27 protein-coding genes are annotated in these 23516 nt (G+C 71.5%); 14 read left to right on the top strand and 13 right to left on the bottom strand.

From position 1 onward, the window contains the following. The first annotated feature begins 31 nt into the window (after positions 1–31). Both VSH64_RS23645 and VSH64_RS23650 read left to right on the top strand, forming a co-directional pair. Positions 32–757: a maleylpyruvate isomerase family mycothiol-dependent enzyme gene (locus tag VSH64_RS23645; protein WP_326837835.1), complete on the top strand. Its 726-nt coding sequence runs from the start codon at positions 32–34 to the stop codon at positions 755–757. 17 nt (positions 758–774) lie between these two features. Continuing rightward, on the top strand, positions 775–1404 hold the full coding sequence (locus VSH64_RS23650) for a DUF6000 family protein (RefSeq protein ID WP_326837836.1): 630 nt from the start codon (positions 775–777) through the stop codon (positions 1402–1404). Between the two features lie 6 nt (positions 1405–1410). Here VSH64_RS23650 and VSH64_RS23655 read toward each other — a convergent pair whose 3' ends face one another. The 3 genes from VSH64_RS23655 to VSH64_RS23665 form a co-directional block, all read right to left on the bottom strand. Then, complete coding sequence (locus VSH64_RS23655; RefSeq protein ID WP_326837837.1) at positions 1411–2424, bottom strand: hypothetical protein; 1014 nt, start codon at positions 2422–2424, stop codon at positions 1411–1413. 93 nt (positions 2425–2517) lie between these two features. Then, complete coding sequence (locus VSH64_RS23660; RefSeq protein ID WP_326837838.1) at positions 2518–2958, bottom strand: nuclear transport factor 2 family protein; 441 nt, start codon at positions 2956–2958, stop codon at positions 2518–2520. Position 2959: 1 nt separating this feature from the next. Next, positions 2960–3844 carry a TIGR03619 family F420-dependent LLM class oxidoreductase gene (locus VSH64_RS23665; protein WP_326837839.1) on the bottom strand — a complete coding sequence of 295 codons (885 nt, stop codon included), beginning with the start codon at positions 3842–3844 and terminating at the stop codon, positions 2960–2962. A 143-nt stretch (positions 3845–3987) separates the two neighbouring features. On the opposite strand from VSH64_RS23665, the gene VSH64_RS23670 reads away from it, so the two are divergent. Beyond that, complete coding sequence (locus VSH64_RS23670; protein WP_326837840.1) at positions 3988–4824, top strand: hypothetical protein; 837 nt, start codon at positions 3988–3990, stop codon at positions 4822–4824. Positions 4825–4971: 147 nt separating this feature from the next. On the opposite strand, the gene VSH64_RS23675 is transcribed toward VSH64_RS23670, so the two are convergent. Then, entirely contained in the window at positions 4972–5736 is a 765-nt protein-coding gene (locus VSH64_RS23675; protein ID WP_326837841.1) for an SDR family NAD(P)-dependent oxidoreductase, read from the bottom strand. Positions 5737–5806: 70 nt separating this feature from the next. Between VSH64_RS23675 and VSH64_RS23680 the strand changes: the two genes are divergently transcribed. Then, entirely contained in the window at positions 5807–6382 is a 576-nt protein-coding gene (locus VSH64_RS23680; RefSeq protein WP_326837842.1) for a TetR/AcrR family transcriptional regulator, read from the top strand. Between the two features lie 15 nt (positions 6383–6397). On the opposite strand, the gene VSH64_RS23685 is transcribed toward VSH64_RS23680, so the two are convergent. Further along, positions 6398–7207, bottom strand: a complete 810-nt coding sequence (locus VSH64_RS23685; protein WP_326837843.1) for an Fpg/Nei family DNA glycosylase — start codon at positions 7205–7207, stop codon at positions 6398–6400. Further along, positions 7207–7680, bottom strand: coding sequence for a ribose-5-phosphate isomerase (locus tag VSH64_RS23690; protein ID WP_326837844.1), 474 nt, complete (start codon positions 7678–7680; stop codon positions 7207–7209). Before VSH64_RS23690 ends, VSH64_RS23685 begins: the two co-directional genes overlap by 1 nt. Positions 7681–7725: 45 nt before the next feature. Between VSH64_RS23690 and VSH64_RS23695 the strand changes: the two genes are divergently transcribed. Next, positions 7726–8472 carry a 2-phosphosulfolactate phosphatase gene (locus VSH64_RS23695; RefSeq protein WP_326837845.1) on the top strand — a complete coding sequence of 249 codons (747 nt, stop codon included), beginning with the start codon at positions 7726–7728 and terminating at the stop codon, positions 8470–8472. After that, a complete protein-coding gene (locus VSH64_RS23700) occupies positions 8469–9272 on the top strand; it encodes an MBL fold metallo-hydrolase (RefSeq protein ID WP_326837846.1) in 804 nt (267 codons plus the stop codon). Before VSH64_RS23695 ends, VSH64_RS23700 begins: the two co-directional genes overlap by 4 nt. Before the next feature lie 3 nt (positions 9273–9275). Here the strand turns inward: VSH64_RS23700 and VSH64_RS23705 are convergent, their stop codons facing one another. Beyond that, positions 9276–9896: a mycothiol-dependent nitroreductase Rv2466c family protein gene (locus VSH64_RS23705; RefSeq protein ID WP_326837847.1), complete on the bottom strand. Its 621-nt coding sequence runs from the start codon at positions 9894–9896 to the stop codon at positions 9276–9278. Positions 9897–10079: 183 nt separating this feature from the next. Between VSH64_RS23705 and pepN the strand changes: the two genes are divergently transcribed. Then, a complete protein-coding gene (gene pepN / locus VSH64_RS23710; RefSeq protein ID WP_326837848.1) occupies positions 10080–12647 on the top strand; it encodes an aminopeptidase N in 2568 nt (855 codons plus the stop codon). Between the two features lie 49 nt (positions 12648–12696). Here pepN and VSH64_RS23715 read toward each other — a convergent pair whose 3' ends face one another. Next, positions 12697–14307, bottom strand: a complete 1611-nt coding sequence (locus tag VSH64_RS23715) for a 2-isopropylmalate synthase (RefSeq protein ID WP_407655663.1) — start codon at positions 14305–14307, stop codon at positions 12697–12699. Between the two features lie 190 nt (positions 14308–14497). Here VSH64_RS23715 and VSH64_RS23720 point away from each other — a divergent pair, with 190 nt between their 5' ends. Further along, positions 14498–15181: a FadR/GntR family transcriptional regulator gene (locus VSH64_RS23720; protein WP_326837849.1), complete on the top strand. Its 684-nt coding sequence runs from the start codon at positions 14498–14500 to the stop codon at positions 15179–15181. Positions 15182–15248: 67 nt separating this feature from the next. On the opposite strand, the gene VSH64_RS23725 is transcribed toward VSH64_RS23720, so the two are convergent. Continuing rightward, the gene (locus tag VSH64_RS23725) at positions 15249–15743 is read right to left on the bottom strand and encodes a DUF5130 family protein (protein WP_326837850.1); all 495 of its coding nucleotides are present in this window, start codon (positions 15741–15743) and stop codon (positions 15249–15251) included. Further along, positions 15730–15984 carry an aa3-type cytochrome oxidase subunit CtaJ gene (gene ctaJ / locus VSH64_RS23730; protein WP_326837851.1) on the bottom strand — a complete coding sequence of 85 codons (255 nt, stop codon included), beginning with the start codon at positions 15982–15984 and terminating at the stop codon, positions 15730–15732. Before ctaJ ends, VSH64_RS23725 begins: the two co-directional genes overlap by 14 nt. 553 nt (positions 15985–16537) lie before the next feature. On the opposite strand from ctaJ, the gene VSH64_RS23735 reads away from it, so the two are divergent. Beyond that, a complete protein-coding gene (locus tag VSH64_RS23735) occupies positions 16538–16663 on the top strand; it encodes a hypothetical protein (protein WP_326837852.1) in 126 nt (41 codons plus the stop codon). A 172-nt stretch (positions 16664–16835) separates the two neighbouring features. On the opposite strand, the gene VSH64_RS23740 is transcribed toward VSH64_RS23735, so the two are convergent. Then, positions 16836–17288, bottom strand: a complete 453-nt coding sequence (locus VSH64_RS23740; RefSeq protein WP_326838017.1) for an HNH endonuclease — start codon at positions 17286–17288, stop codon at positions 16836–16838. Between the two features lie 398 nt (positions 17289–17686). Here VSH64_RS23740 and VSH64_RS23745 point away from each other — a divergent pair, with 398 nt between their 5' ends. From VSH64_RS23745 to VSH64_RS23755, 3 genes are read left to right on the top strand one after another with little or no spacing between them, the layout of a single operon-like run. Further along, positions 17687–18667, top strand: coding sequence for a mechanosensitive ion channel family protein (locus VSH64_RS23745; RefSeq protein WP_326837853.1), 981 nt, complete (start codon positions 17687–17689; stop codon positions 18665–18667). 33 nt (positions 18668–18700) lie between these two features. After that, positions 18701–19090: a globin gene (locus tag VSH64_RS23750; RefSeq protein ID WP_326838018.1), complete on the top strand. Its 390-nt coding sequence runs from the start codon at positions 18701–18703 to the stop codon at positions 19088–19090. Further along, positions 19090–20685 carry a glycoside hydrolase family 13 protein gene (locus VSH64_RS23755; protein ID WP_326837854.1) on the top strand — a complete coding sequence of 532 codons (1596 nt, stop codon included), beginning with the start codon at positions 19090–19092 and terminating at the stop codon, positions 20683–20685. The genes VSH64_RS23750 and VSH64_RS23755 overlap by 1 nt, the downstream gene beginning before the upstream one ends. A 100-nt stretch (positions 20686–20785) precedes the next feature. Here the strand turns inward: VSH64_RS23755 and VSH64_RS23760 are convergent, their stop codons facing one another. Then, positions 20786–20974: a hypothetical protein gene (locus VSH64_RS23760; protein ID WP_326564874.1), complete on the bottom strand. Its 189-nt coding sequence runs from the start codon at positions 20972–20974 to the stop codon at positions 20786–20788. 491 nt (positions 20975–21465) lie between these two features. Here VSH64_RS23760 and VSH64_RS23765 point away from each other — a divergent pair, with 491 nt between their 5' ends. After that, on the top strand, positions 21466–21669 hold the full coding sequence (locus VSH64_RS23765; RefSeq protein ID WP_326564875.1) for a cold-shock protein: 204 nt from the start codon (positions 21466–21468) through the stop codon (positions 21667–21669). A gap of 456 nt (positions 21670–22125) precedes the next feature. Next, a complete protein-coding gene (locus VSH64_RS23770; protein ID WP_326564876.1) occupies positions 22126–23022 on the top strand; it encodes an acyl-CoA desaturase in 897 nt (298 codons plus the stop codon). Here VSH64_RS23770 and VSH64_RS23775 read toward each other — a convergent pair. Further along, positions 23009–23413: a DUF6292 family protein gene (locus VSH64_RS23775; protein ID WP_326564877.1), complete on the bottom strand. Its 405-nt coding sequence runs from the start codon at positions 23411–23413 to the stop codon at positions 23009–23011. The genes VSH64_RS23770 and VSH64_RS23775 overlap by 14 nt on opposite strands. Positions 23414–23516: the final 103 nt, after the last annotated feature.

A 23516-nucleotide genomic window follows, 5' to 3' on the forward strand; every position in this document is an offset into this window, starting at 1 on the left:
TCCAGCCGGATGGAGTTCCTACGGTACGGCCATGACCCCGACGCGGCTCGCCACCGCCCTGCGCCACCACACCGCCGCCCTCGCCGCGGCGGCCGCCACCACCGACCCCGACGCCCGCGTCCCCACCTGCCCCGACTGGCCCGTGCGCGTGCTCGTCGGCCACGTCGGCCAGGCCCACCGCTGGGCGGCGAGCATCATCCGCACCGGCCCCTCCGCCGTGCCCGACCCGTTCACCGCCGACCCGGGCTCCCCGTCCTCCTGGCCGGCCTGGCTGTCCTCGGGCGCCGCCGAGCTAATCGACGCGGTGTCCACAAGTGACACTCCCGTGTGGACGTTCTTCGGCGAGGGCCCCGCGACGTTCTGGCTGCGCCGCATGCTCAACGACACCCTCGTCCACCACTCCGACGCCGCGGGCGCCACCTTCTCGGTCGCGCCCGACCTGGCCGACGACGCGATCACCGAATGGCTGGAACTCCTCGCGCACCCCGTCACCGCCACGCTCAAACCGGACGTCACCGCCCTGCGCGGCACCGGCCAGACCCTGCAGCTCGCTCCCGACGACGGCCCGGGCTGGCACCTCACGCGCACGCCGTCGGGCATCTCGTGGACCCGCGACTCGGCCCCGGCGGACGCGACGCTCGCGGGTTCGCTGCGGGACCTGCTGCTGGTCTTCACCCGCCGCTTGCCGGTCGACCAAGTGCGGCTGACCGGAGACCGCGCGCTGATCGACCATTGGCTGGCTCACAGCGCGGCCTGACCGGGCAGAATCGGGGGATGCGCAACCACCGCGACGACCCGGAGCTGGGCGCCGTCGTCGACAAGTACGTGACGCCGGGCCGCAGGTACTTCGAGTTGGACCACACCCCGTTCCAGGACGACCCCGTACTGCTGCAGACGCTCGGACGAGGGTTGGCCGAGGACGCGGTACGCATCACCGACGAAGACCTCGGACTGCTTCTCGGGTACGAATGGCGAGCCCAGCTCACGGCTTCCTGGCTCATCGCCTTCGACCGGCGCATCGCACACCGCGAACGAATCGGCGAACTACTGCCGGCGAACGAGCGCATCTACGCCGGCCGCGGGTTCTGCTTCGCGCTGGCTCGGTTCGGCACCGAGGAAGACGCGCTCCTGCTCGTCGCCTACCTCCAGGCGTTCCTGTCCCGCACCGACCGGGGCGAGCAGGACTCGGCCATGGGCGCGCTCAGCTACCTCGACGAGCAACTCGGCACCGACCACGCCGCGCAGTTCCTGGGCGAAACCGGCGCCTGGGCACCGTGGCTGCGCGAGCGTTTCGCCCCGCCACGCGCCGACCCGTCGCCGACGCTCGAGTACTTCCGTGACGTCATCGCGACCCGCTGCGCCTACGCCGAGCAGTCCATGAAGTCGTTGTCACCCCGGCACTGAGCCAGGTCAGACCACCAGCTCCGCCACCGCCGCGTGCAACTCCAGCAGCCCCGGCACCGTCTCCGGCGGCCGCCGCCCGAAGCCGCACTCCGTCGCGATCCCGAAGGAGTCCACCGCGGACAACGCCGCCGCCATGCGTTTGCGGGCGCCCGGTTCGCCGTCGGAGTTGTGCAGCAGTCCCAAGTACAGCTCCGTCTCCGCCGGCAACGCCAGCGACCGCAGCGGTGCGAAGTACTCCGGGTCCGTGCGGCCGATCGGCACCGGCAGGTGGATCCACGACAGCGGCCGGGAAAGTCCGGCAGCCACGGCGTTGGCCAGCTCCACCGCGAGGGCGGTGGAGCTGGGTTCCACGAAGTGGCGGTGGCCGCTGTCGCCGTAGCAGAGGTGGTAGCCGAGGTGCACGTCGGCGGGCAGGGCGTTGCCCAGGCGCGTCAGGCGGGACACGATGCCCTCGCGCAGGTCGGGGATCCAGGCGGGGAAAACGCCTTCGAGCATGCCGAACTCGACCGCGGTGTCCCACTGCACGGCGAGGTCGGAGGCGGGGATGGCGTCGGTGATGAGTTCGAGCTCGCGCAGCATCGCGGCTTCGTAGGCGGGCTCGATCGCGGCCTGGTCGCGGGCGTCCACGTGGAGGCGGATCGGGGCCATCGGGGTGGGCAGGCTGACCTGGAACCGCACGTCCGGCAGCACCCCGGCCGCGCGCAGCCGCCGGAACACGACCCACGACGACAGCGCCGCCTGCGCGTAGCCGAGCGGGCCGAAGCGCACCTCGGAAACGCCGGAGCCGAAGCGGTACTTGGGCATGCTGCTGTACGAACCGTGGCGCACGTCGTCGGTGACCAGGCCGGGCGTGCGCGCGAACACGGCCTGCTGCCAGTGCGTCCAGTTCGACCGCACGCCCGTCTCGCCGTCGGTGATCCGGCGCAGGTGCGGGCCGACGCGCGAGGCGACCGCGCGGAACACCGCCTCCGTGTCCTCGAGGGGCACGCTGCCGACGAGGTGCACTCCACGAGCCTGCATGCCGCCCACCGTAAGCCCGCGCCCGGCCGTCGTTCAGCCACCGGACGGTGGACAGTGGCCGGTCAGACGGCGACCACAGGTGGTTTCGGGCAGTCAGACCTGGCGCGCGGTCGCCATCGCGCGCTCGGTTTCCCAGAACGCGCGCATCGACGTGATCAACCCGTCGACACCCACGCGGTAGACGAACACGCCGTCGGTGTCCACGCGGTAGCCGCCCGGCAGGTAGGTGGTGATGGTGCCGACGTTGGCGCACTCCGAGCCCGCGGCGAACGAATCGCGGATCACGAACTCGAAGCGCTCCACGTGCGCGATCGTCAGCTCCCAGAACGCGCCGATGCCCTCGTGCCCGTGGTGGCCCTTGCCGTGCTCGTCGAACATCGACGGCCCCACCGGGTCCTCTACCACGGCGTCGGGTGCGAACAACGCCAGCCACGCGTCCTTGTCCCCCGCGGCCACCGACGTCATCGAGTTGAACGACGCCAGGCGGGCCGGCGGCTGAGCCGCGTCGACGTCCCAGCTCACCTCCACGCCCACGTCAGGCCTCCGATCCGGCGAGCTTCGCGATGACCTCGTCGCCGAACTTGCGGATCGCGTCCACCTTCGGCCCCACCTCGGCGTCGAAACCGAGGCCTTCGAAGACCCACGGCATGGTGATCGCGTCGGTCACGCCCGCCTCGGCCTGCTCGCGGAACCCGTCGAGCCCGAAGCGGTCGACGCAGACGGCCTGGAACTCGAACGGGTCGTTCTCACGGCCGCGCTCGGCCAGCAGCTCCTTGAGCCGCTTGATCGTGTCGCGCAGCTGGTCGAGCGTCATCATCGCCGACGACCAGCCGTCGCCCACGCGGGCGGCGCGGCGCAGCGCGATGTCGGTGTGGCCGCCGATGTAGAACGGCACGCGCTTCGGCGGCGTCGGGCTCATGCGCAGCTTGTCGAAGTCGAAGAACTCGCCGTGGAACTCGACCATGCCGCCGTCGAGGATCAGGCGCAGCACCTCGATGGCCTCGTCGAACCGCTTGCCACGCCGCTCGTACGGCGCGCCGCACCACTCGAACTCCTCCGGCGACCAGCCGATGCCCAGGCCGAGCCCGAAGCGGCCGCCGGTGAGCGCCGCGACCGAGTTCACCTGACGCGCCAGCAGCACCGGGTTGCGGGAGCCGAGTTTCAACACGGAGGTGTAGAACTCGAGCCGTTCGGTCACCGCGCCCATCGCGGCGGCCGCCACCAGCGGGTCGACCCACGGCGTGTCCTCGGTCCAGAACCGGCTGCCATCGGGCGTGTACGGGTAGTCCGCCGACACTTTCTCGGAGTAGAACAGCGAATCCGGCAGGACGATCGAGGAGAATCCGGCCTCCTCGGCCGCGCGGGCGAGCTCGCCCAGCTGATCGAGGGGGTTCATCGCGATCGACAGGGAGAACTTCATGCCCCGACTGTAACGTGTTCTACTTTGCCCGGCCAGAGGTGCTCCGCGTCACCCCTCGGGAACCCTCGGCGTACTGTCCGCGTTGTCCGAATCAAAGGCGGCCGCCGGGCCGCCGAGACAAGCCTCACCACGTGGAGTGACCCATGGGCACCGCGATCCTGCTGATCGTGCTGGTCGTCGTGATTGTCGGGGGCGGGCTGTACTTCGCCCGGTCGCAGGCCGCCTCGCGGCAGCGCCAGCTCGACGACGCGAAGGCCGACGCGCGCCGTCTCGTCGAACGCCTCGGCGGCCAGGTCCTCAACATCACCGGTACCGACACCGCCTCCCAGCAGGCGATGGCCGACGCCAGCGAGCGCTACAACGCCGCCGGCTCGCAGATGGAACAGGCGACGACCGTCGAACAGGCGCGCCTGGTCAAGGACACGGCCGTGGAAGGCCTGTACTACGTGCGCGCCGCGCGCGTCGCGATGGGCATGGACCCCGGTCCGGCGCTGCCCGACGAGGCCGAGCGCGAGCGCGCCGGCAAGGTCACCGAGCGGCGCGACGTGGACGTCGAGGGCCAGCACTACGCCGCTTCGCCCGACGCCGGCCAGGACACGCCGTACTACTACCCCGGCGGTCGCGTGGCGGGCCGCCCGGTGCCGCAGGGCTGGTACAGCGAGCCGTGGTGGAAGCCCGCGCTCGTGGCCGGCGCGTGGGGCCTGGGCTCGATGTTCCTGTTCAGTGCCATGTTCTCCGGCATGGGCGGCATCGCCAGCGCCTCGGCCTGGGAATCGGGCTACGACGCGGGCCAGCAGGACGCCCTCGAATCCGGCGACCAAGGCGGAGACCAGGGCGGCGACGGTGGTGACGGCGGCGACGGCGGTGGCTTCGACGGCGGCGACGCCGGCGGCCAGGACTTCGGCGGCTTCGACGGCGGCGGGTTCGACGGCGGGGGCTTCGACGGCGGCGGCTTCGGTGGCGGCGGGTTCGACTTCTGACCGTCAGCCGTGCTGCGGTGACGCGCACACCTGACCAAACGCCGTGAAGGGCTCCCGGGGAAACCCTCCAGGAGCCCTTCACGGCTTCGGTTGCTCACACGCAGCCGTTACCCCGCAACGAGTTCCGCAGCTCCGTCCACAACGGACTCACCCCGTGATCGGCCGGATCCCCACCAGCGTGCCCGACAGGTGCTCGGCCGCCGGACTGCACAGGAACGCCGCGAACGGCACGATGTCCTCCGGCTGCCCCACGCGTCCGCCGGGGTACCGCGCACTCACCCGCGCGATGTGGTCCTCACTCGCCGCCACGCGCATGCCCGGCGTGACCGTGAGCCCGGGCGCCAGCGCCACCGTGCGGATGCCCTGATCGGCCAACTCTTGGTGCACCACGTTGCTCAGCAGGTGCACGCCCGCCTTCGAAGCGCCGTACGCGCTGCCTCCCGGGCCGGACTGCGTGCCGACCATGCTGCCCACGTAGATGATCCGGCCGCCGCCACCGCGGATCATCAGCGGCGCGAAGTGCTTGGTCACCAGGAAACAGCCGACCAGGTTGCTGTCGAGGATCCGCCGCAGATCGGCGAGCTCGAAGTCCAGCACGCCCATCGTGCCGGCCGGCGGCATCCAGCCGGCGTTGCTGATCAGGGCGTCGACGCGGCCCCAGCGCGCGTCGACGGCCTCGGCCGCGGCGCGCACCTGGTCTTCGTCGGACACGTCCGCTACCACGGCGAACGGCGTCGGCGCGTCCGGCACCTCGGCCACGATCTCGTTCACGGTCCCCGCGGCCTTGGCCTCGCTGCGTGCGAGCACCGCGATCCGCGCGCCTTCGCGGGCCAAGCCCAGCGCGAGTGTGCGGCCCAGCCCCTGCGCCGCGCCGGTGATCACGATGACCCGGTCGCGGATGTCCACCTGCATGTGCACTCCTTCAAAGTGTGGTCTCCAGCCTAAGTTTAGCCTCTAGCCCAAAGATGAGTAGAGTGGCGGGATGACCACAGGGCGGCGTGAGGCGAACCGGGTCCGGATGCGCGCGCGCCTGCTCACGGCCGCGTTGAGGCTCTTCGAGGAGCACGGCTACGAAGCGACGACGATCGACCAGATCGCCGCGGAGGCGGACGTCGCGCGCCAGACGGTGCTCAACCACTACCCGCACAAGCGCGATTTCCTCGTCGAGTGGGGCCAGGACCGGCGCGATCAGCTGCTGGACCTCGCCGACTCCGACGAACCCGCACGCACCCGGCTGCACCGCTACTTCGCCGCGCTGGCGGCCATGAACGAGCGCGAACGCACCCTCACCCGGATGCTGCACGTGAGCCTGCGCCACGACGAGGTGGTGGCCCACCAGCACCCCGTGCCCGACGCGACGATCGCCGCGATCAGCCAGGGTCAGCAGCGCGGCGAGCTGCGCGCAGAGCTCGCGGCGCGCACGGTGGCCGAGGTCGTGACCGCGATCTACGGCGACACCCTCCGCCGCTGGCTCGTCGACGCCACGCCGCCGTTCGACCTGGCCGCGGCGCTCGCCGAACGCCTCGACCTGCTGCTCGACGGCCTCACCGCGCGCTGAAACCGGTCCGGTCGGTCACGCGGGCTGGCAGGACGGGCACCAATACAGGTTGCGCCCCACCAGTTCCCGGGACGCCACCTCGGTGCCGCACACCAGGCACGGCATGCCGGCCCGCCTGTACACGTACACCTCACCGCCGTGCCGGTCCTCGCGCGGCGCGCGCCCCTGCGCGGCCGGCATGTGTTCCGGGGCCACCGTGTCGATGCGGCCGATCTTCACGCCGTGGCGCATCAACGTGACCAGGTCGGCCCACATCGCGTCCCACAGGCCGCGGTCGAGAGCACGGCCGGGGACCAGCGGCGCCACGCCGTGCCGGAACAGCACCTCGGCGCGGTACACGTTGCCGACGCCGGCCAGCACGGCCTGGTCCATCAGCAACGCGGCCACCGAGGTGCGCGAGCGCGAGATCCGGTCCCACGCGCGCTCGGGCTTCGCGTCGCGCCGCAGCGGGTCGGGGCCGAGGCGCGCCTTGATGGCGTCGGTCTGGGCCGCGTCGAGCAGCTCGCAGCGGGTCGGGCCGCGCAGGTCGGTCCAGTGCGTGCGGCCGGCCAGGCGCAGGCGGACCTGGCCCACCGGCTCGGTTTCCGGCAGCGGCGTTTCGGCGAACGTGCCGTACAGGCCGAGGTGGATGTGCACTGTCCCGTGTGGACCGTAGTCGTGGAACAGGTGCTTGCCGTACGCCTCGGCCGACACCAGTACCTGCCCGTCGAGCCGCGCGGCCTCGTCGGCGAAGCGGCCCTGCGGGCTGGCCACGCTCACGGGCGCGCCGGCGTAGCGGCGTTTGTGCAGACGGGCGAGGCGGTGGAGGGTGTGCCCTTCGGGCATCAGGCTTCCGGCAGGGGCGGCGGGGTGCCGGTGCGCTCGTAGTCGAGCAGCTGCTGGATGCGGCGGTTGTGGCGCTCCTCCGGCGAAGGCTCCGTGGCCAGGAAGGCCTCGACGATCGCAGTGGCCTGCTCCACGGTGTGCATCCGCGCGCCGACGCCGAGCACCTGCGCGTGGTTGTGCTCGCGGCACAGCTGGGCCGTCTCCACGCTCCAGCCGAGACCGGCGCGGATACCGGGCACCTTGTTGGCGGCGATCTGCTCACCGTTGCCCGAGCCGCCGATCACGATGCCGAGGCTGCCCTCGTCGCCGGCGACGCGGCGCGCGGCTTCCACGCAGTAGGCGGGGTAGTCGTCGGCGGCGTCGTACACGCGCGGACCGACGTCGACGACCTCGTGCCCCTGGCCCGCGAGGTGGCTGGCCAGGTGGTTCTTCAGCTCGAACCCGGCATGGTCGGATCCCAAGTAGACACGCACAGCGGCGAGTCTGCCATCACCGCCGGTGGCGGGCATGCTCTGGGGGTGGACACGTGGGAGCAGGCGGGAACCGACGTCCGGCTCGAATGGGGCGGTGAAGGCGTGGCCGCGCTCGGGGGCGCGTGCGCGGTACTCGTGGTGGTCGACGTGCTTTCCTTCGGCACCACCACGGATCTCGTGACCGCGCGCGGCGGCCGGGTGCTGCCGGTGCGCTGGCGCGACGAGCGCGGGTTGGCCGCCGCCCGGGCCGCCGGCGCGGCGGTGGCGGGTGCCGGACCGTGGACGCTGCGGCCCTCGTCTGTGACGGAGATCCCGTCGGGCACGCGGCTCGCGCTGCCCTCGCCCAACGGCGCCACCCTCACCGCCGCGGCCGCCGCCACCGGTGCGCACGTACTGGTCGGCTGCCTGCGCAACGCCTCGGCCGTCGCGGCCGAGGCACTCGCGCTCGCTGCCGGACAACCCGTCGGAGTGATCCCCGCCGGCGAACGCTGGGGCCTCGATCTGCTGGGCGGGGAAAAGAAGTTCGGCCCGCTGCGGCCCTGCGTGGAAGATCAGCTCGGCGCCGGTGCCATCGCGGCGGCCCTGGCGAGCCACGGCCGCACGCTCTCGGCCGAGGCGGCGCTGGCCGCGGCGGCCTGGGCCGGCACCGACGTCGGCGAAGCCCTGCGCACCTGCTCGTCCGGCCGCGAACTGGCCGCGGCGGGCCACCCGAACGACGTCGAGCTCGCCGCACAGGCCGACGTCAGCACCACCGCGCCCACGCTGCGCGGGGAATTCCTGGAGGCGACATGACCTGGACCGAAGTGGCCGACGGCGTGCACGCGCGCCGCTACGAAGAGCTCGACCTCACCACCGGGCTGGTGATCGGCACCGAACGCTGCCTCGTGATCGACACGCGCGGCGACGTCGACCAGGGCGCCGAGCTCGCCGCCGCCGTGCGCGAGCTGACGGATCTGCCGTGGAGCGTCGTCTACACCCACGCGCACTTCGACCACGCCTTCGGCACCACGCCGTTCCTGCCGTGCGACGTGTGGGCCCACGAACGCTGCCTGCGGGAGCTCGTGGACCACGGCGACGAGGCGAGGGCCAAGCGGAGTGCGAAGTACCGCGAAGCGGGCAACCGGGAAATCGCCGACGCTCTCGACCGCACCGGCATCATGCTGCCCGACCGGCTCGTGACCGACCGGGCGGAACTGGACCTCGGCGGCCGCACTGTCGCGTTCCTGCACCGGGGTCGCGCGCACACCGACCACGACCTGGTGGTGCACGTGCCCGACGCGGCCGTGGTGTTCGCCGGCGACGTGGTGGAACACGGGCCCGAGGGCTTCACGGCGGAGTCGTTCAGCGACGAGACGCACCTCGGCGAATGGCCGGGCGTGCTGGAGGCGATCCTCGCGCTCGACCCGCGGGTGGTGGTGCCCGGCCACGGCGAGCCCGTGGGCCCCGGGTTCCTGCGGGAGCACCGCGACGGGCTGCGCCGGCTCAACGAGCTGAAGGCCGCCGTGGCGGCCGGGGTCACCGGGGCGGACGAGGCCGTCGCGACCTCGCCCTACCCCGCCGACGTGACCCGGGCCGCGCTGGCGACCCCGTGAGCGTCAGTCGAAGTTCAGTTCACCCGTGCGGGTGCGCTTGAGCTCGAAGAAGTCCGGGTAGCTCGCCATCGCGACGGCACCGTCGAACAGCTTCAGCGCGTCCTCGCCCCGCGGGATCGAGCTGAGCACCGGGCCGAAGAACGCGACCCCGTCGATGTGGATGGTCGGCGTGCCGACGTCCATGCCGACCGGGTCCATGCCCTCGTGGTGGCTCTTCTTCAGGGCCTCGTCGTACTCGGTCGAGTCGGCGGCCTCGATCAGCTCGGCCGGAGCGCCGATCGCGTCGAGCGCCTCCTTGAGGACCACGTCGAAGTCCTTGGTGCCCTGGTTGTGGTAGCGCGTGCCGAACTCCGTGTAGAAGTCGCGCAGCGCCTCCTCGCCCTTGGCGGCGGCGAGCGCGGTGGCGACGCGCACGGGGCGCCACCCCTTGTCCATCAGTTCCTGGTAGCGCTCCGGCAGCTCTTCCCGGCCCGAGTTCAGCACGGACAGGCTCATGATCCGGAAGTTCAGGTCCAGGTCGCGCTGCTTCTCGACCTCGAGGATCCACCGCGAGGTGATCCACGCGAACGGACAGATCGGGTCGAAGTAGAAGTCCACCTTGGTGGGCTGGGACGCAGCGGTCATCTCAACGAGCTCCTCGCGAGGGTTCGACGTCGGCAGGCATGCCATTACGGAGGGGGTGTCCCCCACCTTGGCAGGCAACGGCACGACGTGCGCGGTTGTTCCCCGTCGCCCGAGGACCGCTTCGCATGATTGGATGCTCGACAGCCCGAAAACCGGAACCGGAATCGAAGACCAGAGGTGCCCGTGCCCGCCCCCAACCTGACTCGTGACGAAGCCAAGCAGCGCTCCGGCCTGCTGGATGTCGCGTCCTACGACATCGTGCTGGACCTGACCGACGGCCACGGCGGTCCCGGTGAGAAGACGTTCCTCTCCACCACCACAGTGCGCTTCTCCGCCACCCGGCCGGGCGAGTCGTCCTGGATCGACCTCATCGCCGAGGGCGTCCGCTCCGCCGTGCTCAACGGCACGGACCTCGACGTGAGCACCTACGTCGAGGACAAGGGCATCGCGCTGCCCGGGCTCGCCGCGGACAACGAACTCGTGGTCACCGCCGACTGCCGCTACATGAACACCGGCGAGGGCCTGCACCGCTTCGTCGACCCGGTCGACAACGGCGTGTACCTCTACACGCAGTTCGAGACGGCCGACGCCAAGCGCATGTTCGCCTGCTTCGACCAGCCCGACCTCAAGTCGGTGTACCAGCTCGGTGTCCGCGCGCCGCGGGACTGGAAGATCGTGTCCAACGCGCTGATCGAGACCGAGGACGACACTCCCGACGGCGCGCGTGTGACGAACTTCGCCGTGTCCGAACGGATCTCCACCTACCTGGTGGCGCTCATCGCCGGCCCGTACGCCGAGTGGCGCGACGAGTTCTCCGACGCCCACCGCACGATCCCGCTCGGCATCTACTGCCGCGCGTCCCTGGCCGAGCACATGGACGCCGACCGCCTGTTCGTGGAGACCAAGCAGGGCTTCGGCTTCTTCCACGAGAAGTTCGGCACGCCCTACCCGTTCTCCAAGTACGACCAGCTGTTCGTGCCGGAGTTCAACGCGGGCGCGATGGAGAACGCCGGCGCCGTGACCTTCCTCGAGGACTACGTGTTCCGCAGCCGCGTCACGCGCTACGCCTACGAGCGGCGCGCCGAGACGCTGCTGCACGAGATGGCGCACATGTGGTTCGGCGACCTGGTCACCATGCGCTGGTGGGACGACCTGTGGCTCAACGAGTCGTTCGCGACCTTCGCGAGCGTGTTCGCCCAGGCCGAGGCCACCGAGTACAAGAACGCGTGGACCAGCTTCGCGAACATCGAGAAGTCGTGGGCCTACCGGCAGGACCAGCTGCCCTCGACGCACCCGATCGCGGCCGACATCGTCGATCTGCACGCGGTGGAGGTGAACTTCGACGGCATCACCTACGCCAAGGGCGCGAGCGTGCTCAAGCAGCTCGTGGCCTACGTCGGCATCGAGCACTTCCTCGACGGGCTGAAGGTCTACTTCGGAAAGCACGCGTGGGGCAACGCCACGCTGGCCGACCTGCTGGCCGCGCTGGAGGAGGCGTCCGGGCGCGACCTGTCGTGGTGGAGCGCCGAATGGCTCGAGACCACCGGGCTCAACTCGCTCAGCCCGCGCTACGAGGTGGCGGCCGACGGCACGTTCGCGTCGTTCGCCGTGGTGCAGACGGGCGCGAAGCCGGGCGCGGGTGAGCTGCGCACGCACCGCGTGGCCGTGGGCGTGTACGACGAGGACGGCGCCGGCAAGGTCGTGCGCACCGGGCGCGTGGAGCTGGACGTGTCCGGCGACCGCACCGAGGTGCCCGCGCTGGTCGGCAAGCCGGCGGGCAAGTTGGTGCTGGTCAACGACGACGACCTCACCTACTGCCGGATGCGCCTCGACCCCGCGTCGCTCACCACGCTGATCGACCGGATCGCCGACATCGTGGAACCGCTGCCGCGCACGCTCTGCTGGTCGGCCGCGTGGGAGATGACCCGCGAGGCCGAGCTCAAGGCGCGCGACTTCGTGACGCTGGTGGCGCGCGGCATCCACGCCGAGAGCGAGGTGGGCGTGGTGCAGCGGCTGCTGCTGCAGGCGCAGACGGCGCTCAACTCGTACGCGGACCAGAAGTGGGCCGCCGAGCAGGGCTGGCCGGCCTTCACCGGACGGTTGCTGGAGCTCTCGCAGGGTGCCGAAGCCGGGTCCGACCACCAGCTGGCGTTCGTGAACTCGCTGGCCGGCGGCGTGCTCGACGAGGCGACGCTGACCATCGTGGCGGGCTGGCTCGACGGCTCCGCGCCGCTGCCCGGCCTCACCGTGGACACCGACCTGCGCTGGCGTCTGCTGCAGGCCCTGGTGGCGCACGGCAAGGCAGGCACCGCGGACATCGAGGCCGAGCAGGCCAAGGACGACACCGCCGCGGGCCGCCGCCACGCCGAGCGCTCCCGCGCCCTGCAGCCCACCGCCGAGGCCAAGGCCGACGCCTGGCAGCGCGCCGTGCACGACGACGAGATCCCCAACGCCGTGAGCGACGCCCTGATCTCGGGCTTCTCGCACCCCGGCCAGAAGCAGCTGCTCGGCGGTTACGTCGAGCGCTACTTCGAGGTCGTCGACGAGGTGTGGACGCGCCGCTCCAGCGAGCGCGCGCAGCCGACCGTGATCGGGCTCTACCCGTCGTGGGCCGTCGAGCCCGCCACGGTCACGGCGTCGGACAAGTGGCTGGAGCGCGAGCACCCGGCCGCCCTGCACCGCCTGGTGTCCGAAGGCCGGGCCGGCATCGTCCGCGCACTGGCGGCGCGCGAGTTCGACAGCCAGGCCTGACCACCGAGGTGTCCCGTTCCTGCCGCCGGCGGGAGCGGGACACCCGCGGTCAGCTCCGCGCTCGCACGGCCGCACTGGCCAGTGCCTGCGCGGTCGCCTCCTCGGCGGAGGCGGCGATCCCGACACCCCAACCGGTGCGCGTCTCCACGTACGCGACCGTGGTGCCGTCCGGCAGCACGGCGGTTTCGCGGTTCAGGTCGGCGCCCGGAGCCACCGGTTCGCCGCCGCTGCGGCCCGGCTCGAGGTATTCGGCCGTGAACAGCTCGTAGAGCTCCTTCGCCTCGATCTCCGTGCCGCTGTCGTCGGTGGCGCGCTGCACGGCCCGGGCGAACTCGATCTGCAGCCGGCGCGGCAGGTCGAGCCCGTACCGCGTCTGCAGCAGGTACGCGATGCCACCTTTGCCCGACTGGCTGTTGACCCGGATCACCTCGTCGTAGGTCCGGCCGAGGTCGGCCGGGTCCACCGGCAGGTACGGCACCTCCCACGGCGCCCGCTCCGGCGCCACGCCGAGCGCCGCGGCCCGCGCCGCGTGCGCCGCGATGCCCTTCTTGATCGCGTCCTGGTGCGTGCCGGAGAACGCGGTGTGCACGAGGTCGCCCACGTACGGGTGGCGCGCCGGCACCGGCAGGCCCGTGCAGTGCTCCACGACCCGGCGGATCTCGTCGATCGCGGAGAAGTCGATCTTCGGGTCCACACCCTGGGCGTGCAGGTTCAGCGCGAGTGTGGCGAGGTCGACGTTGCCGGTGCGCTCACCGTTGCCGAACACGCAGCCCTCCACGCGCTGGGCGCCCGCGAGCACGGCCAGCTCCGCGCACGCGACTCCGGTGCCACGGTCGTTGTGCGGGTGCACCGAGAGGATCACGCTGTCACGGCGGGCGAGGTGGCGGTGCATGTACTCGATCTGGTCGGCGTACACGTTCGGCGTGGCGACCTCCACCGTCGCGGGCAGGTTCAGCACGACCGGGCGCTCGGGCGTCGCGTCCCACCGCGTCGTCACGCGGTCGCACACTTCGAGGACGAAGTCCGGCTCGGTGAGGTTGAAGACCTCGGGTGAGAACTCGAACCGCACGCCCGCCACGTCACCGGCCAACTCGAGCACGTCCCGGGCCCCGGCGTCGATCAGCCCGCCCAGCTCCGCCCGATCGCGGCCGAGCACGACGTCCCGCCACACAGGTGCGGTGGCCGTGTACAGGTGGATCACCACCGGGTTCGCGAGGCCCCGCACGGATGCGACGGTGCGCTCGATCAGGTCGCGCCGGGCCGGCGTGAACACCACGATCGTGACGTCGGCGGGCGCCAGGCCGGTCTCGGCCAGCAGCCGCACGAAGTCGTGATCGGTCTTCGAGGCGCTCGGGTAGCCGACCTCGATCTCCTTGTACCCCATGGCCACCAGCAGCTCGAAGAACCGGCGTTTGCGCTCGGGGTTCATCGGCTCGGGCAGCGCCTGGTTGCCGTCGCGCAGGTCGACCGGCACCCACAGCGGCGCCTCGGTGATGCGGCGCGCGGGCCACTCGCGCTCGGCGAGCGGGACCTCGACGCGCGTGTACACGTCGCGGTAGCGGTGCGACGGCATGCGGGAGGGACGCTGGCGGTTCCACGCCGGTTGGCCGGCGGGGATCGGACCGTCCGGAGTGGACAGTGCGGAAAATGTGGGTGGCATAACGGGAAATCCCTCTCTGCGCGCGGGACGACTGGCCACGACAAGACCCCGCAGCGGGGCGGCCGATCGTGGTCAGGCCCCGCTGCGGCAGCCGAGGAGAAGACGTGCGCTTCGCATGACCGGCACTGTACTAGTCCTCAGGTCCTCAGACAACTAGACTGGTCGGGTCCTCAGACAGATCTGGAGCACCGTGAACGTCCGCTCGGTTTCCCGCACGTCACTGGTCGACGCCGCCGTCGACGAGCTGCGCCGCCTGATCGCCCGCGGCGAGTGGCCGGTCGACACGAAGCTGCCCGGCGAGGTCGAGCTGGCCCGGCTGCTCGGCGTCGGCCGCTCCACCTGCCGCGAAGCCGTGCGCGTGCTCGCCGCCGCCGGCCAGCTTCGCGCGCACCAGGGCTCGGGCACCTACGTCGCCTCGGCCGAACCCGTGTCCGAACTCGACCGCAACCTCCGCGCGGCCGCGGTGATCGACGTCTACGAGGTCCGCATCGGCCTCGAGGTCGAGGCCGCCCGCCTCGCCGCCGCCCGGCGCACCACCGCGGACCTGCACACGCTCGGCGAGGCCCTGCGCGGCCGCGACGAAGCCGCCACGCCCGAAGAGCTGGTTGAAACCGACCTCGCGCTGCACGCCGCGGTGGTGGCCGCCGCGCACAACCCGGTCCTCACCGACCTGTTCGCCGCGTTCCTCGCCTCCCTGCGCGAAGCCGCCCACCAACTCGTCTCCGACACCGGACTCGGCGCCGCCCCCGACCACCACCACGACGCCCACCACGCCCTCGTGGCGGCGATCGAGGCCGGCGACCCCGCCGCGGCCGCCGCGGCGACCCGGGAGCACCTCGACGCCACCCTCGAGGCCCTGCGCGCGCACCGCTGAACCCCGGAAACGCCGAAGGGGGCCTCCTCGACGATCGAGGAAGCCCCCTTCGGGGATCAAGCTGAAATCAGTGCTTCGGCTCCGGACCGGCCTGGTCGCTCAGCATGCGCAGGGCGTTGACCAGGCCACCGACCAGGTCACCCTCCTTGAACGACGCGACCATGCTCGCCACGGCCAGGTTGGCGCCGCGGTCGGGCAGGCGGACGTGGGCGCGCTGGCCCACCACGATCTCGATCGCGCGCTGCGCGGGCGAGACCGCGACGACCACCGAGTCGGCCGGCGAGTCGGTGGAGCCCAGCAGCTTCTCGGCGCCGGCGCGGGTGTCCTCGCCGAGGTCACCGAGGTACACGCTGAAGGCGACGCCGGATTCGCGCGTCGCGAACGTGAGGGCCTCGTCGAGGCGCGCGAGCTGCTGCACCGAGAACGGGCTGGTCGGCTCGGCCGGCTCGTACATCTTGGCGGCCGAACGCCGGCCGCTGCCTGTGATCACCTCACCGAACGGCAGATCTTTCTCGGCGACCTCGACCGCGGTGGCCGAGTGCGCGAGTTCACCACTTGCCACGTGCGCCTCCGACGGCGGTCAGGGCGCCCGAGGGCACCACAGCTTCCGGATCGACGGCGTGGTGGCCCGCACCGACACCCTCCGGGTTGGCGGTCCACCACATCGCGGGGTACTCCCACGGCTGTCCCGGCCGGTACCGCGGCGTCCCCGAGAACTTCTTCCGCAGGGTGGCCGCACCGACCACCAAGTAGATGGCCAGGGGGATGACCGCGTAGACCAGGATCGTCTCGACAACGTTCACGCCGGTGAGCGTATCGGATGGCCCTTTCGGCCACCGCGCGGCGCCGTGCGGTGAGTCGGCGGCGTCCCGCCGGTGTGCCGACCGCTCGTCGTGCGACAGCGCCCGTCCGCCGCTTGGCTCGCGCGCGCTGGAACGTTGGGGCGAAGCCGGGCGGGCCGAAAGGTTGCAACTCAACGTACAGGCGGCCGTACCGGTCGCCCCCGTCTTGTCGGCGCACTGAAATCCTCGTAGCTTTTTCACCTGTACGGGCCTTGCGGTCCGCTCCTCAGCCCCAGCAGGTCACGCACCGGTCCCAGGAGGCCATGTCATGCAGAGTGTCCAGCCCCCCGCTCAGGCGATCACCGAGACCATTTCGTCACCCAGCGAAATCGAATTCCTGACCGGAACGCGTGTGACGTCCGGCACAAGGGTTACCCGCGGTACTCGGGTCACTCGCGGTACCCGCGTCACCAACGGCACTCGAGTCACGCGCGGCACCCGGGTCACCCGCGGCACGCGCGTCACCAACGGCACCCGCGTCACGGCCGGCACCCGCGTCACGAGGGGCACCCGCGTGACCCGCGGCACCCGCGTCACCAACGGCACGCGCGTCACGTGCGGCACCCGCGTCACCCGGGGCACGAGGGTCACCCGCGGCACCCGCGTGACCTCGCAGGCCGACTTCGCCCTGGCCGCCTGACCTGGCTCGCGAGAACCCGGACCCTCAACGAAAAACGCCCGCACACCCTCAGGGGCGGCGGACGCCGGAAGCAGAGGTCTCGCGCGCACCCCGCGCGGACCCGGTGACACGACTCATCGGCTCGCCCCGGCCGCCGCACAGGCAGCCGGGGCGCCGACGTGTCCGGGGCTCGTCAGGCCGCGGACCCCAAGTACGGCTGCCACAGCGGGTCGGCCTCCTTGGAGTGGGCCAGCAGCCGCCAGTGCGGGCCGTGGGGCGCCCGCGGCACCACGCGCAGACGCCAGCCCAGCTCCGAGAGGAGCTTGTCGGCCTTGCGGTGGTTGCACTTGGCGCAGCACGCCACGCAGTTGGTCCAGCTGTGGGGCCCGCCGCGGCTGCGCGGCAGCACGTGGTCGATCGTCTCGGCCCGCCCGCCGCAGTAGGCGCAGCGGTACCGGTCGCGGTGCATGAGCCCGGCCCGGGTCAGCGGCACCTTCGCGCGGTACGGCACGCGCACGTAAGTGCTGAGCCGGATCACGGACGGCACGGGCAGCGACACGGTCGCGGCGTGCAGTTCCACGCCCGCCGGATCACCGTGGACGACCTCCGCCTTGCCGCACATCACGAGCACCACCGCGCGCCGCATGGGCAGCGCGGTGAGGGGCTCGAAGGTGGCGTTCAGCAGCAATACGCGACGGCGCCCCCACGACGGGGTCGCCGGGTCCCGGCCTCTACGCTGTCCGGGCGGACGGGTAACTCCCCCTGGTCGGGTCCCCGGCCCGGCCGGGATCGTTCCGCCGGATGCGGAACCCCCCGGGCAGGCACGCAGGACCGCCTCCGGCGGCTGGTCGGCCATGGCTTGGCCGCTGCCGCCGAGGGGGACGGGTTGTCGGTCTGGCACTCGACCACCTCCACCGGTGCAGGCATAGTCGACCACACATCAGCCCCAAAGTGCACGTGTGTTACGTGACGTGTCACGTGCCCGCGACCCAACATCCACTTGCCGTTGGGTGAACCGAAGCGACGGAAGGACTGTTCCAGCTCGTGAACCCCGTGCTCAGCGCTCCGCCAGCGTGCATCTCCGACCCCGGCACGTGGTGCTCGCAGGTCTTTTCGATCACGCACAACGAGTGGCTCGCCGGCTCGGCGGGCTGGCTCGTGACCAAGCCGCTGCGGATCATCCTGATCCTGGTCCTGGCGTTCGTGGTGCGGTATCTCACACGCCGGGTCATCAACCGCGTGACCACGCTGCCGCGGGGCGGCACCGGCAAGCTCCCGACCCTGTTGCGGCCGCTGCGCGAGCGCGCCCCCGACGTGCTCGGCCCGGCCGTGGTGGAGCGCCGCCGGCAGCGGGCCGCGACCATCGGCTCGGTGCTGAAGTCGATGGCCACGTTCCTCATCTACGGCCTGGCGTTCATCCTCGTGCTGGGCGAACTGGGCATCAACCTGGCGCCGATCATCGCGTCGGCGGGCATCGTGGGCGTCGCTCTCGGGTTCGGCGCGCAGAACCTGGTGCGTGATTTCCTGTCCGGCATCTTCATGATGATCGAGGACCAGTACGGCGTGGGCGACGTGATCGACATCGGCGCCGCGACCGGCACGGTCGAGGCCGTGGGCCTGCGCATCACCACGCTGCGCGACCTGCAGGGCACCGTCTGGTACGTGCGCAACGGCGAAGTGCTGCGCGTCGGCAACTCGAGCCAGGGCTACGCCGTGGCCGTGGTCGACGTGCCGCTGGGCTACTCCACCGACGTCGACCGGGCCGCGACCGTGCTCACCGCGGCGGCCACCAAGGCCGCCGAGAGCGACGCGCTGGCGGTGAACGTGATGGAGCCGCCGGAGATGCTCGGCGTGGAGAAGGTCACACCCGAGGGCATCCAGCTGCGGCTCACAGTGAAGGTGCGGCCCGGCAAGCAGTGGGCCGTGCAGCGTGCCCTGCGCGCGCACCTGCTCGTGGCGCTGGAGGAAGCGGGCTTCGAGCCGCCGCTGGGCCGGTTCCTGTCCGCACCGGGCGCCGACAAGTAGCCGGGGCAAGGGCAAGATGGAGGGGTGTCGACTGTGAGTGGCTCCGAACCCGCGAACCTGTACGAGGCCGTGGGCGGTGAACCGACGTTCCGGCGGATCGTCGCGCGCTTCTACGAGGAAGTGGCGACCGACGAGATCCTGCGCCCGCTGTACCCCGAAGAGGACCTCGGCCCGGCCGAGGAACGGTTCCGGCTGTTCCTCATCCAGTACTGGGGCGGCCCGCACACCTACTCCGACCGTCGCGGCCACCCGCGGCTGCGGATGCGCCACGCGCCGTTCAAGATCGGCCCGATCGAGCGCGACGCGTGGCTGCGCGCGATCCGCGTGGCGGTGGACGAGGAGAACCTGCCCGAGCCGTACCGCGAGCAGCTGTGGGCCTACCTCGAGATGGCGGCCAACAGCATGATGAACAGCTTCGTCTGATGAGACGCCCGGTGGCGGGCCACCGCAGGTCCCCCGAGGGCCCGCCCCGCCCGTCGTGGTGGTCCGACGCCGTCTTCTACCAGGTCTACGTGCGCTCCTTCGCCGATTCGGACGGCGACGGCGTGGGCGACCTCGAAGGCATCCGCAGCCGGCTCGGGTACCTGGAGCTGCTGGGTGTCGACGCGCTGTGGCTCACGCCGTTCTACCGCTCCCCCATGGCCGACCACGGCTACGACGTGTCGGACCCGCGCGACGTCGACCCGATGTTCGGCACGCTCGGCGATTTCGACGTGCTGCTCACCGAGGCGCACAAGCGCGGCATCAAGGTGACCGTGGACATCGTGCCGAACCACACCAGCAACCGGCACTCCTGGTTCAAGTCCGCGATGGCCGCCGCGCCCGGCAGCGCCGAACGCGACCGGTACGTGTTCCGCGACGGCCGCGGCCCCGACGGCGCCGAACCGCCCAACAACTGGGTGTCGGTGTTCGGCGGGCCCGCGTGGACGCGGGTGCCCGACGGGCAGTGGTACCTGCACCTGTTCGCCCCGCAGCAGCCGGACCTCAACTACGCCAACGCCGACGTGCGCTACGACCTCGAGCGCACGCTGCGCTTCTGGCTCGACCGCGGCGTCGACGGCTTCCGCATCGACGTGGCCCACGGCATGGCGAAGCCACCGGGCCTGCCCGACATGGACCCGCGCGCGGCCGGCTTCGGCGGCGGTGAGCACTTCGACCCGCGCTTCGACGACGACGGCGTGCACGAGGTGCACCAGCTGATCCGCAAGGTGCTCGACGAGTACCCGGACACGATGGCCGTCGGCGAGATCTGGGTCAACGACGACGAGCGCCTGGCCCGCTACCTGCGGCCCGACGAGCTGCACCTGGCGTTCAACTTCCGCCTCGTGCTCACCCACTTCGACGCGGACGCGATGCGCACGTCGATCGAGCGGTCGCTGGCCGTGCCGCGCGCGGCGGGCGCGCCCGCGACCTGGACGCTGTCCAACCACGACGTGTGGCGCACCGTGAGCCGCTACGGCGGCGGCGCGGCCGGTCTGCGGCGCGCGCGGGCCATGGCGCTGGTGGAGCTGGCACTGCCGGGCGCGGTGTACCTGTACAACGGCGAAGAGCTGGGCCTGCCCAACGTCGACCTGCCGCTCGAGGCGATGGAGGACCCGCGAGCCCGCACGCAGGGCGCGGAGTTCGGGCGTGATCCCGAGCGCGTGCCGATGCCGTGGGAAGGCTCGCTGCCGCCGTTCGGCTTCTCCCGCAACCCGCGCACGTGGCTGCCGATGCCGGCGGAGTGGGCCGAGCTCACGGCCGAACACCAGCTCGAGGACGAGGCGTCCACGCTCTCGCTGTACCGGCGGGCGGTGGAGCTGCGCAAAACGCACGAGGCGTTCCGCGTGGGCGACGAGCTCGAGTGGTACGGCGCGCCCGCCGGCTGCTTCGCGTTCCGGCGGGGCAAGGGCGGGCTGATCTGCGCGCTCAACACGTCGGCGAGCTCGATCGCGCTGCCGCCGGGCGAGCTGCTGGTGTCCAGCAGTCCGCTGGTCGACGGCCGGTTGCCACCGGATTCGGCGGCCTGGCTGGTCTGAGCCGGCCCGGTGCGAGCCCGGGTCGATCCGATCCGGTCCGAGCCCACCCGGCCTGGCCCCGGCCTGAGCCGGGGCTGGTCGAGCCGGGGTGGAGCGGGCCTCAGCTGCGGGCGCCGGCCTCCAAGCCGAGCATGTCCAGCAGACCGCGCAGGTCGTCGGCGTCGTGGGCACGGGCGGCGACGGTGCGTGCCGCCTGGTCGCGCTGGTGGCGCATACCCAGCTCCGCGGACACGCGGGCACGGGCGAACTCACTGGTTTCGGGGGACAGCGGACGTCGTTCCGAGCGCATGCGGCTCCTCATCGAAAAACCGTCTATCAAAAACCGTGGGCTGAAATCCGTCGTCCGCAGGGAGGCGGAACGACGGCCGGACCGGGCAGCCGGCTCGGGCTTCACGGTCGGTCGAGGGCCACGCCGACCCTGGTGCCGGCGCGCGGGGGAAAATCTCTCTCGACGTGACCGACGCTACACGACGGGCACCCACGTGCACAATGAAGCACAGGTCAGCAGGCGGTTCAGTCCACAAGAGACAGACAGGGTGGACTGGTTCCAGGCTGCCGAATCGGCCCGGGTGCCGACCTGATCAGGAGGCTGGCGCCCGCGCCTGCGGTGTGGTTCACTGACCGCGGTCATATTTTGTGTTCGTGCGGTGGGTACTCCCCGCGGCCACGCTCGCAAGATGCGCGGGCGTAGTGGTTCTCCGTCACCGGAAGATCAAACCGTCGGTCTTCGACCCGGGTGCCGAGGTGGCACCTCGATCGTTTTCAGTGGTGGAGAATTCTATGACGCAAGGCACCGTGAAGTGGTTCAACGCCGAAAAGGGCTTCGGCTTCATCACCCCGGACAACGGCGGTGGCGACGTGTTCGTGCACTACTCCGAAATCCAGGGCAACGGTTTCCGTAGCCTGGAGGAGAACGCTCGCGTGGAGTTCGAGATCGGCCAGGGCCAGAAGGGGCCGCAGGCCACTTCCGTCACGGTTATCTGACCTCACAACGCTTTTCCGAGGGGCCGGTGCGCACGCACCGGCCCCTCGGCCGTTTTCCGGCCCCTCGGCCGCCTTCCTGAGACCGGGTTTCCAGAGACTGAGATTTCCAGTGACTGGGATTTCCGGGGCCCAGGCGGGCAACCACGCCGGAAAACCCCGCCGGGAACCTTGCCGACGAGCGGTTCGTTGAAAGAAAAGGTCGTGGCCGGCCCCCGGGCCGGACCGCACGACGGTGTGCGCCCCCGCAGCGGCGCGGTTCTCCCGATCCGACGGCAACCGCCCGGCACACCCTCGAACAGGCCTCGGTAGCTGCAGAGTGCAGCGACCGGACCAGCTCGACAGGAGCGTTCCAGCATCGACATCCCCCGCGCCACCCTTCCTTCCCCTGCCCCCGAATCGCCGGCCCCCACCGGCGGAACCGCCACCGCCACGGCGGAGCGGCCGGCCCCCGAGCCCATGCTCGCCGGCCACAAGACCGGAACCGAAGCGTTCCTGGTGAAGCTGTTCGCCGTGCTCCCCCTGCTCGCGGTGGTCGCCGCCGTGCCCCTCGCCTGGGGCTGGGGACTCAGCTGGCTCGACATCGGCCTCGCGGTCGGCTTCTACTACCTCAGCGGCCTCGGCATCACCATCGGCTTCCACCGCTACTTCACCCACGGCGCCTTCCGCGCCCGTCGCGGCCTGCGGATCGCGCTCGCCGTGGCCGGCAGCATGGCGATGCAGGGCCCCGTGATCTCGTGGGTCGCCGACCACCGCCGCCACCACGCGTTCTCCGACCGCGAGGGCGACCCGCACTCCCCGTGGCTCTTCGGCACCACGCCGGCGGCCCTGGCCAAGGGCTTCTGGTACGCCCACATGGGCTGGCTGTTCGACCGCGACAAGACCAACTCGCGCCGCTTCGCCCCGGACCTGCTCGACGACCCGGACATCCGCCGCGTCGACAGCCTGTTCCCGGTGCTCACCGTGGTCACGCTGCTGGCGCCGGCGCTGATCGGCGGCCTGGCCACGCTCAGCTGGTGGGGTGCGCTCACGGCGTTCTTCTGGGCCGGGCTCGTGCGAGTGGCGGCGCTGCACCACGTCACGTGGTCGGTCAACTCGCTGTGTCACATGATCGGTGAGCGCCCGTTCGTTTCGCGGGACCGCTCGGCGAACTTCTGGCCGCTGGCGATCCTGTCGTTCGGCGAGTCGTGGCACAACTCCCACCACGCGGACCCGACAGGTGCTCGACACGGCGTGGGCCGGGGCCAGCTCGACACGTCAGCTCGGCTCATCTGGGTCTTCGAGAAGCTGAACTGGGTCTCGCAGGTCCGCTGGCCCCGCCCGGAGCGGCTGGCGCGGAAGCTCAGGACCGCCTGACGACAGGCCGGGCACGTCGTTCCAGCCGGGCCGCCAACGCACCGCGATCGGCGGCGGTCCGGCTGGTCGACGTGGTCCACGCACCGCTGTGCGAAGCGGACAGGACGTCAGCGACGAAGCGCGCCACGAGCGCGGGTTCCGGTACCACGTCGCCGCCCAGGCGGGAGACGACCAGCGGCGGCTCGGCCGGCGCCGTCTCCACGGCAAGAGTCCAGCCCTGTCGTGAGTTCCAGAGCAGCATCAGGTCACGGCCGGGGTGGCGCGGTGAGCGGCGGCTCAGCGCGACGTACGCCGTGACGGTGTCGGCGACTTCGCACGACGTCCCCTCCACGGAGACGCCGATCGCGTCGGCCACCGCGCGCACGTAGCCGACCAGCGCCCGTCTCAGCACCAGTGGGTCTTCGTGTACGGCTTCGGTTGTCAGACGATCAGGACCGGACAGGAGCATGGGTCTCCCCTCCACCGTCGGCGAAATCGGCTCTGGCGGGCGAAAA

It is taken from the genome of Amycolatopsis rhabdoformis (assembly GCF_035918295.1).
GTDB lineage: Bacteria > Actinomycetota > Actinomycetes > Mycobacteriales > Pseudonocardiaceae > Amycolatopsis > Amycolatopsis rhabdoformis.

What these genes read in the sequence shown, in the direction of transcription:
- VSH64_RS23680 (WP_326837842.1), top strand. Translation starts at nt 5,807, where the DNA reads ATGACCACAGGGCGGCGTGAGGCGAACCGGGTCCGGATGCGCGCGCGC.
- VSH64_RS23715 (WP_407655663.1), bottom strand. Translation starts at nt 14,307, where the DNA reads ATGCCACCCACATTTTCCGCACTGTCCACTCCGGACGGTCCGATCCCC.
- VSH64_RS23655 (WP_326837837.1), bottom strand. Translation starts at nt 2,424, where the DNA reads ATGCAGGCTCGTGGAGTGCACCTCGTCGGCAGCGTGCCCCTCGAGGAC.
- VSH64_RS23770 (WP_326564876.1), top strand. Translation starts at nt 22,126, where the DNA reads ATGCTCGCCGGCCACAAGACCGGAACCGAAGCGTTCCTGGTGAAGCTG.
- VSH64_RS23765 (WP_326564875.1), top strand. Translation starts at nt 21,466, where the DNA reads ATGACGCAAGGCACCGTGAAGTGGTTCAACGCCGAAAAGGGCTTCGGC.
- VSH64_RS23700 (WP_326837846.1), top strand. Translation starts at nt 8,469, where the DNA reads ATGACCTGGACCGAAGTGGCCGACGGCGTGCACGCGCGCCGCTACGAA.
- VSH64_RS23755 (WP_326837854.1), top strand. Translation starts at nt 19,090, where the DNA reads ATGAGACGCCCGGTGGCGGGCCACCGCAGGTCCCCCGAGGGCCCGCCC.
- VSH64_RS23675 (WP_326837841.1), bottom strand. Translation starts at nt 5,736, where the DNA reads ATGCAGGTGGACATCCGCGACCGGGTCATCGTGATCACCGGCGCGGCG.
- VSH64_RS23645 (WP_326837835.1), top strand. Translation starts at nt 32, where the DNA reads ATGACCCCGACGCGGCTCGCCACCGCCCTGCGCCACCACACCGCCGCC.
- VSH64_RS23705 (WP_326837847.1), bottom strand. Translation starts at nt 9,896, where the DNA reads ATGACCGCTGCGTCCCAGCCCACCAAGGTGGACTTCTACTTCGACCCG.
- VSH64_RS23760 (WP_326564874.1), bottom strand. Translation starts at nt 20,974, where the DNA reads ATGCGCTCGGAACGACGTCCGCTGTCCCCCGAAACCAGTGAGTTCGCC.
- VSH64_RS23670 (WP_326837840.1), top strand. Translation starts at nt 3,988, where the DNA reads ATGGGCACCGCGATCCTGCTGATCGTGCTGGTCGTCGTGATTGTCGGG.
- VSH64_RS23740 (WP_326838017.1), bottom strand. Translation starts at nt 17,288, where the DNA reads ATGCGGCGCGCGGTGGTGCTCGTGATGTGCGGCAAGGCGGAGGTCGTC.
- VSH64_RS23650 (WP_326837836.1), top strand. Translation starts at nt 775, where the DNA reads ATGCGCAACCACCGCGACGACCCGGAGCTGGGCGCCGTCGTCGACAAG.
- VSH64_RS23685 (WP_326837843.1), bottom strand. Translation starts at nt 7,207, where the DNA reads ATGCCCGAAGGGCACACCCTCCACCGCCTCGCCCGTCTGCACAAACGC.
- VSH64_RS23665 (WP_326837839.1), bottom strand. Translation starts at nt 3,844, where the DNA reads ATGAAGTTCTCCCTGTCGATCGCGATGAACCCCCTCGATCAGCTGGGC.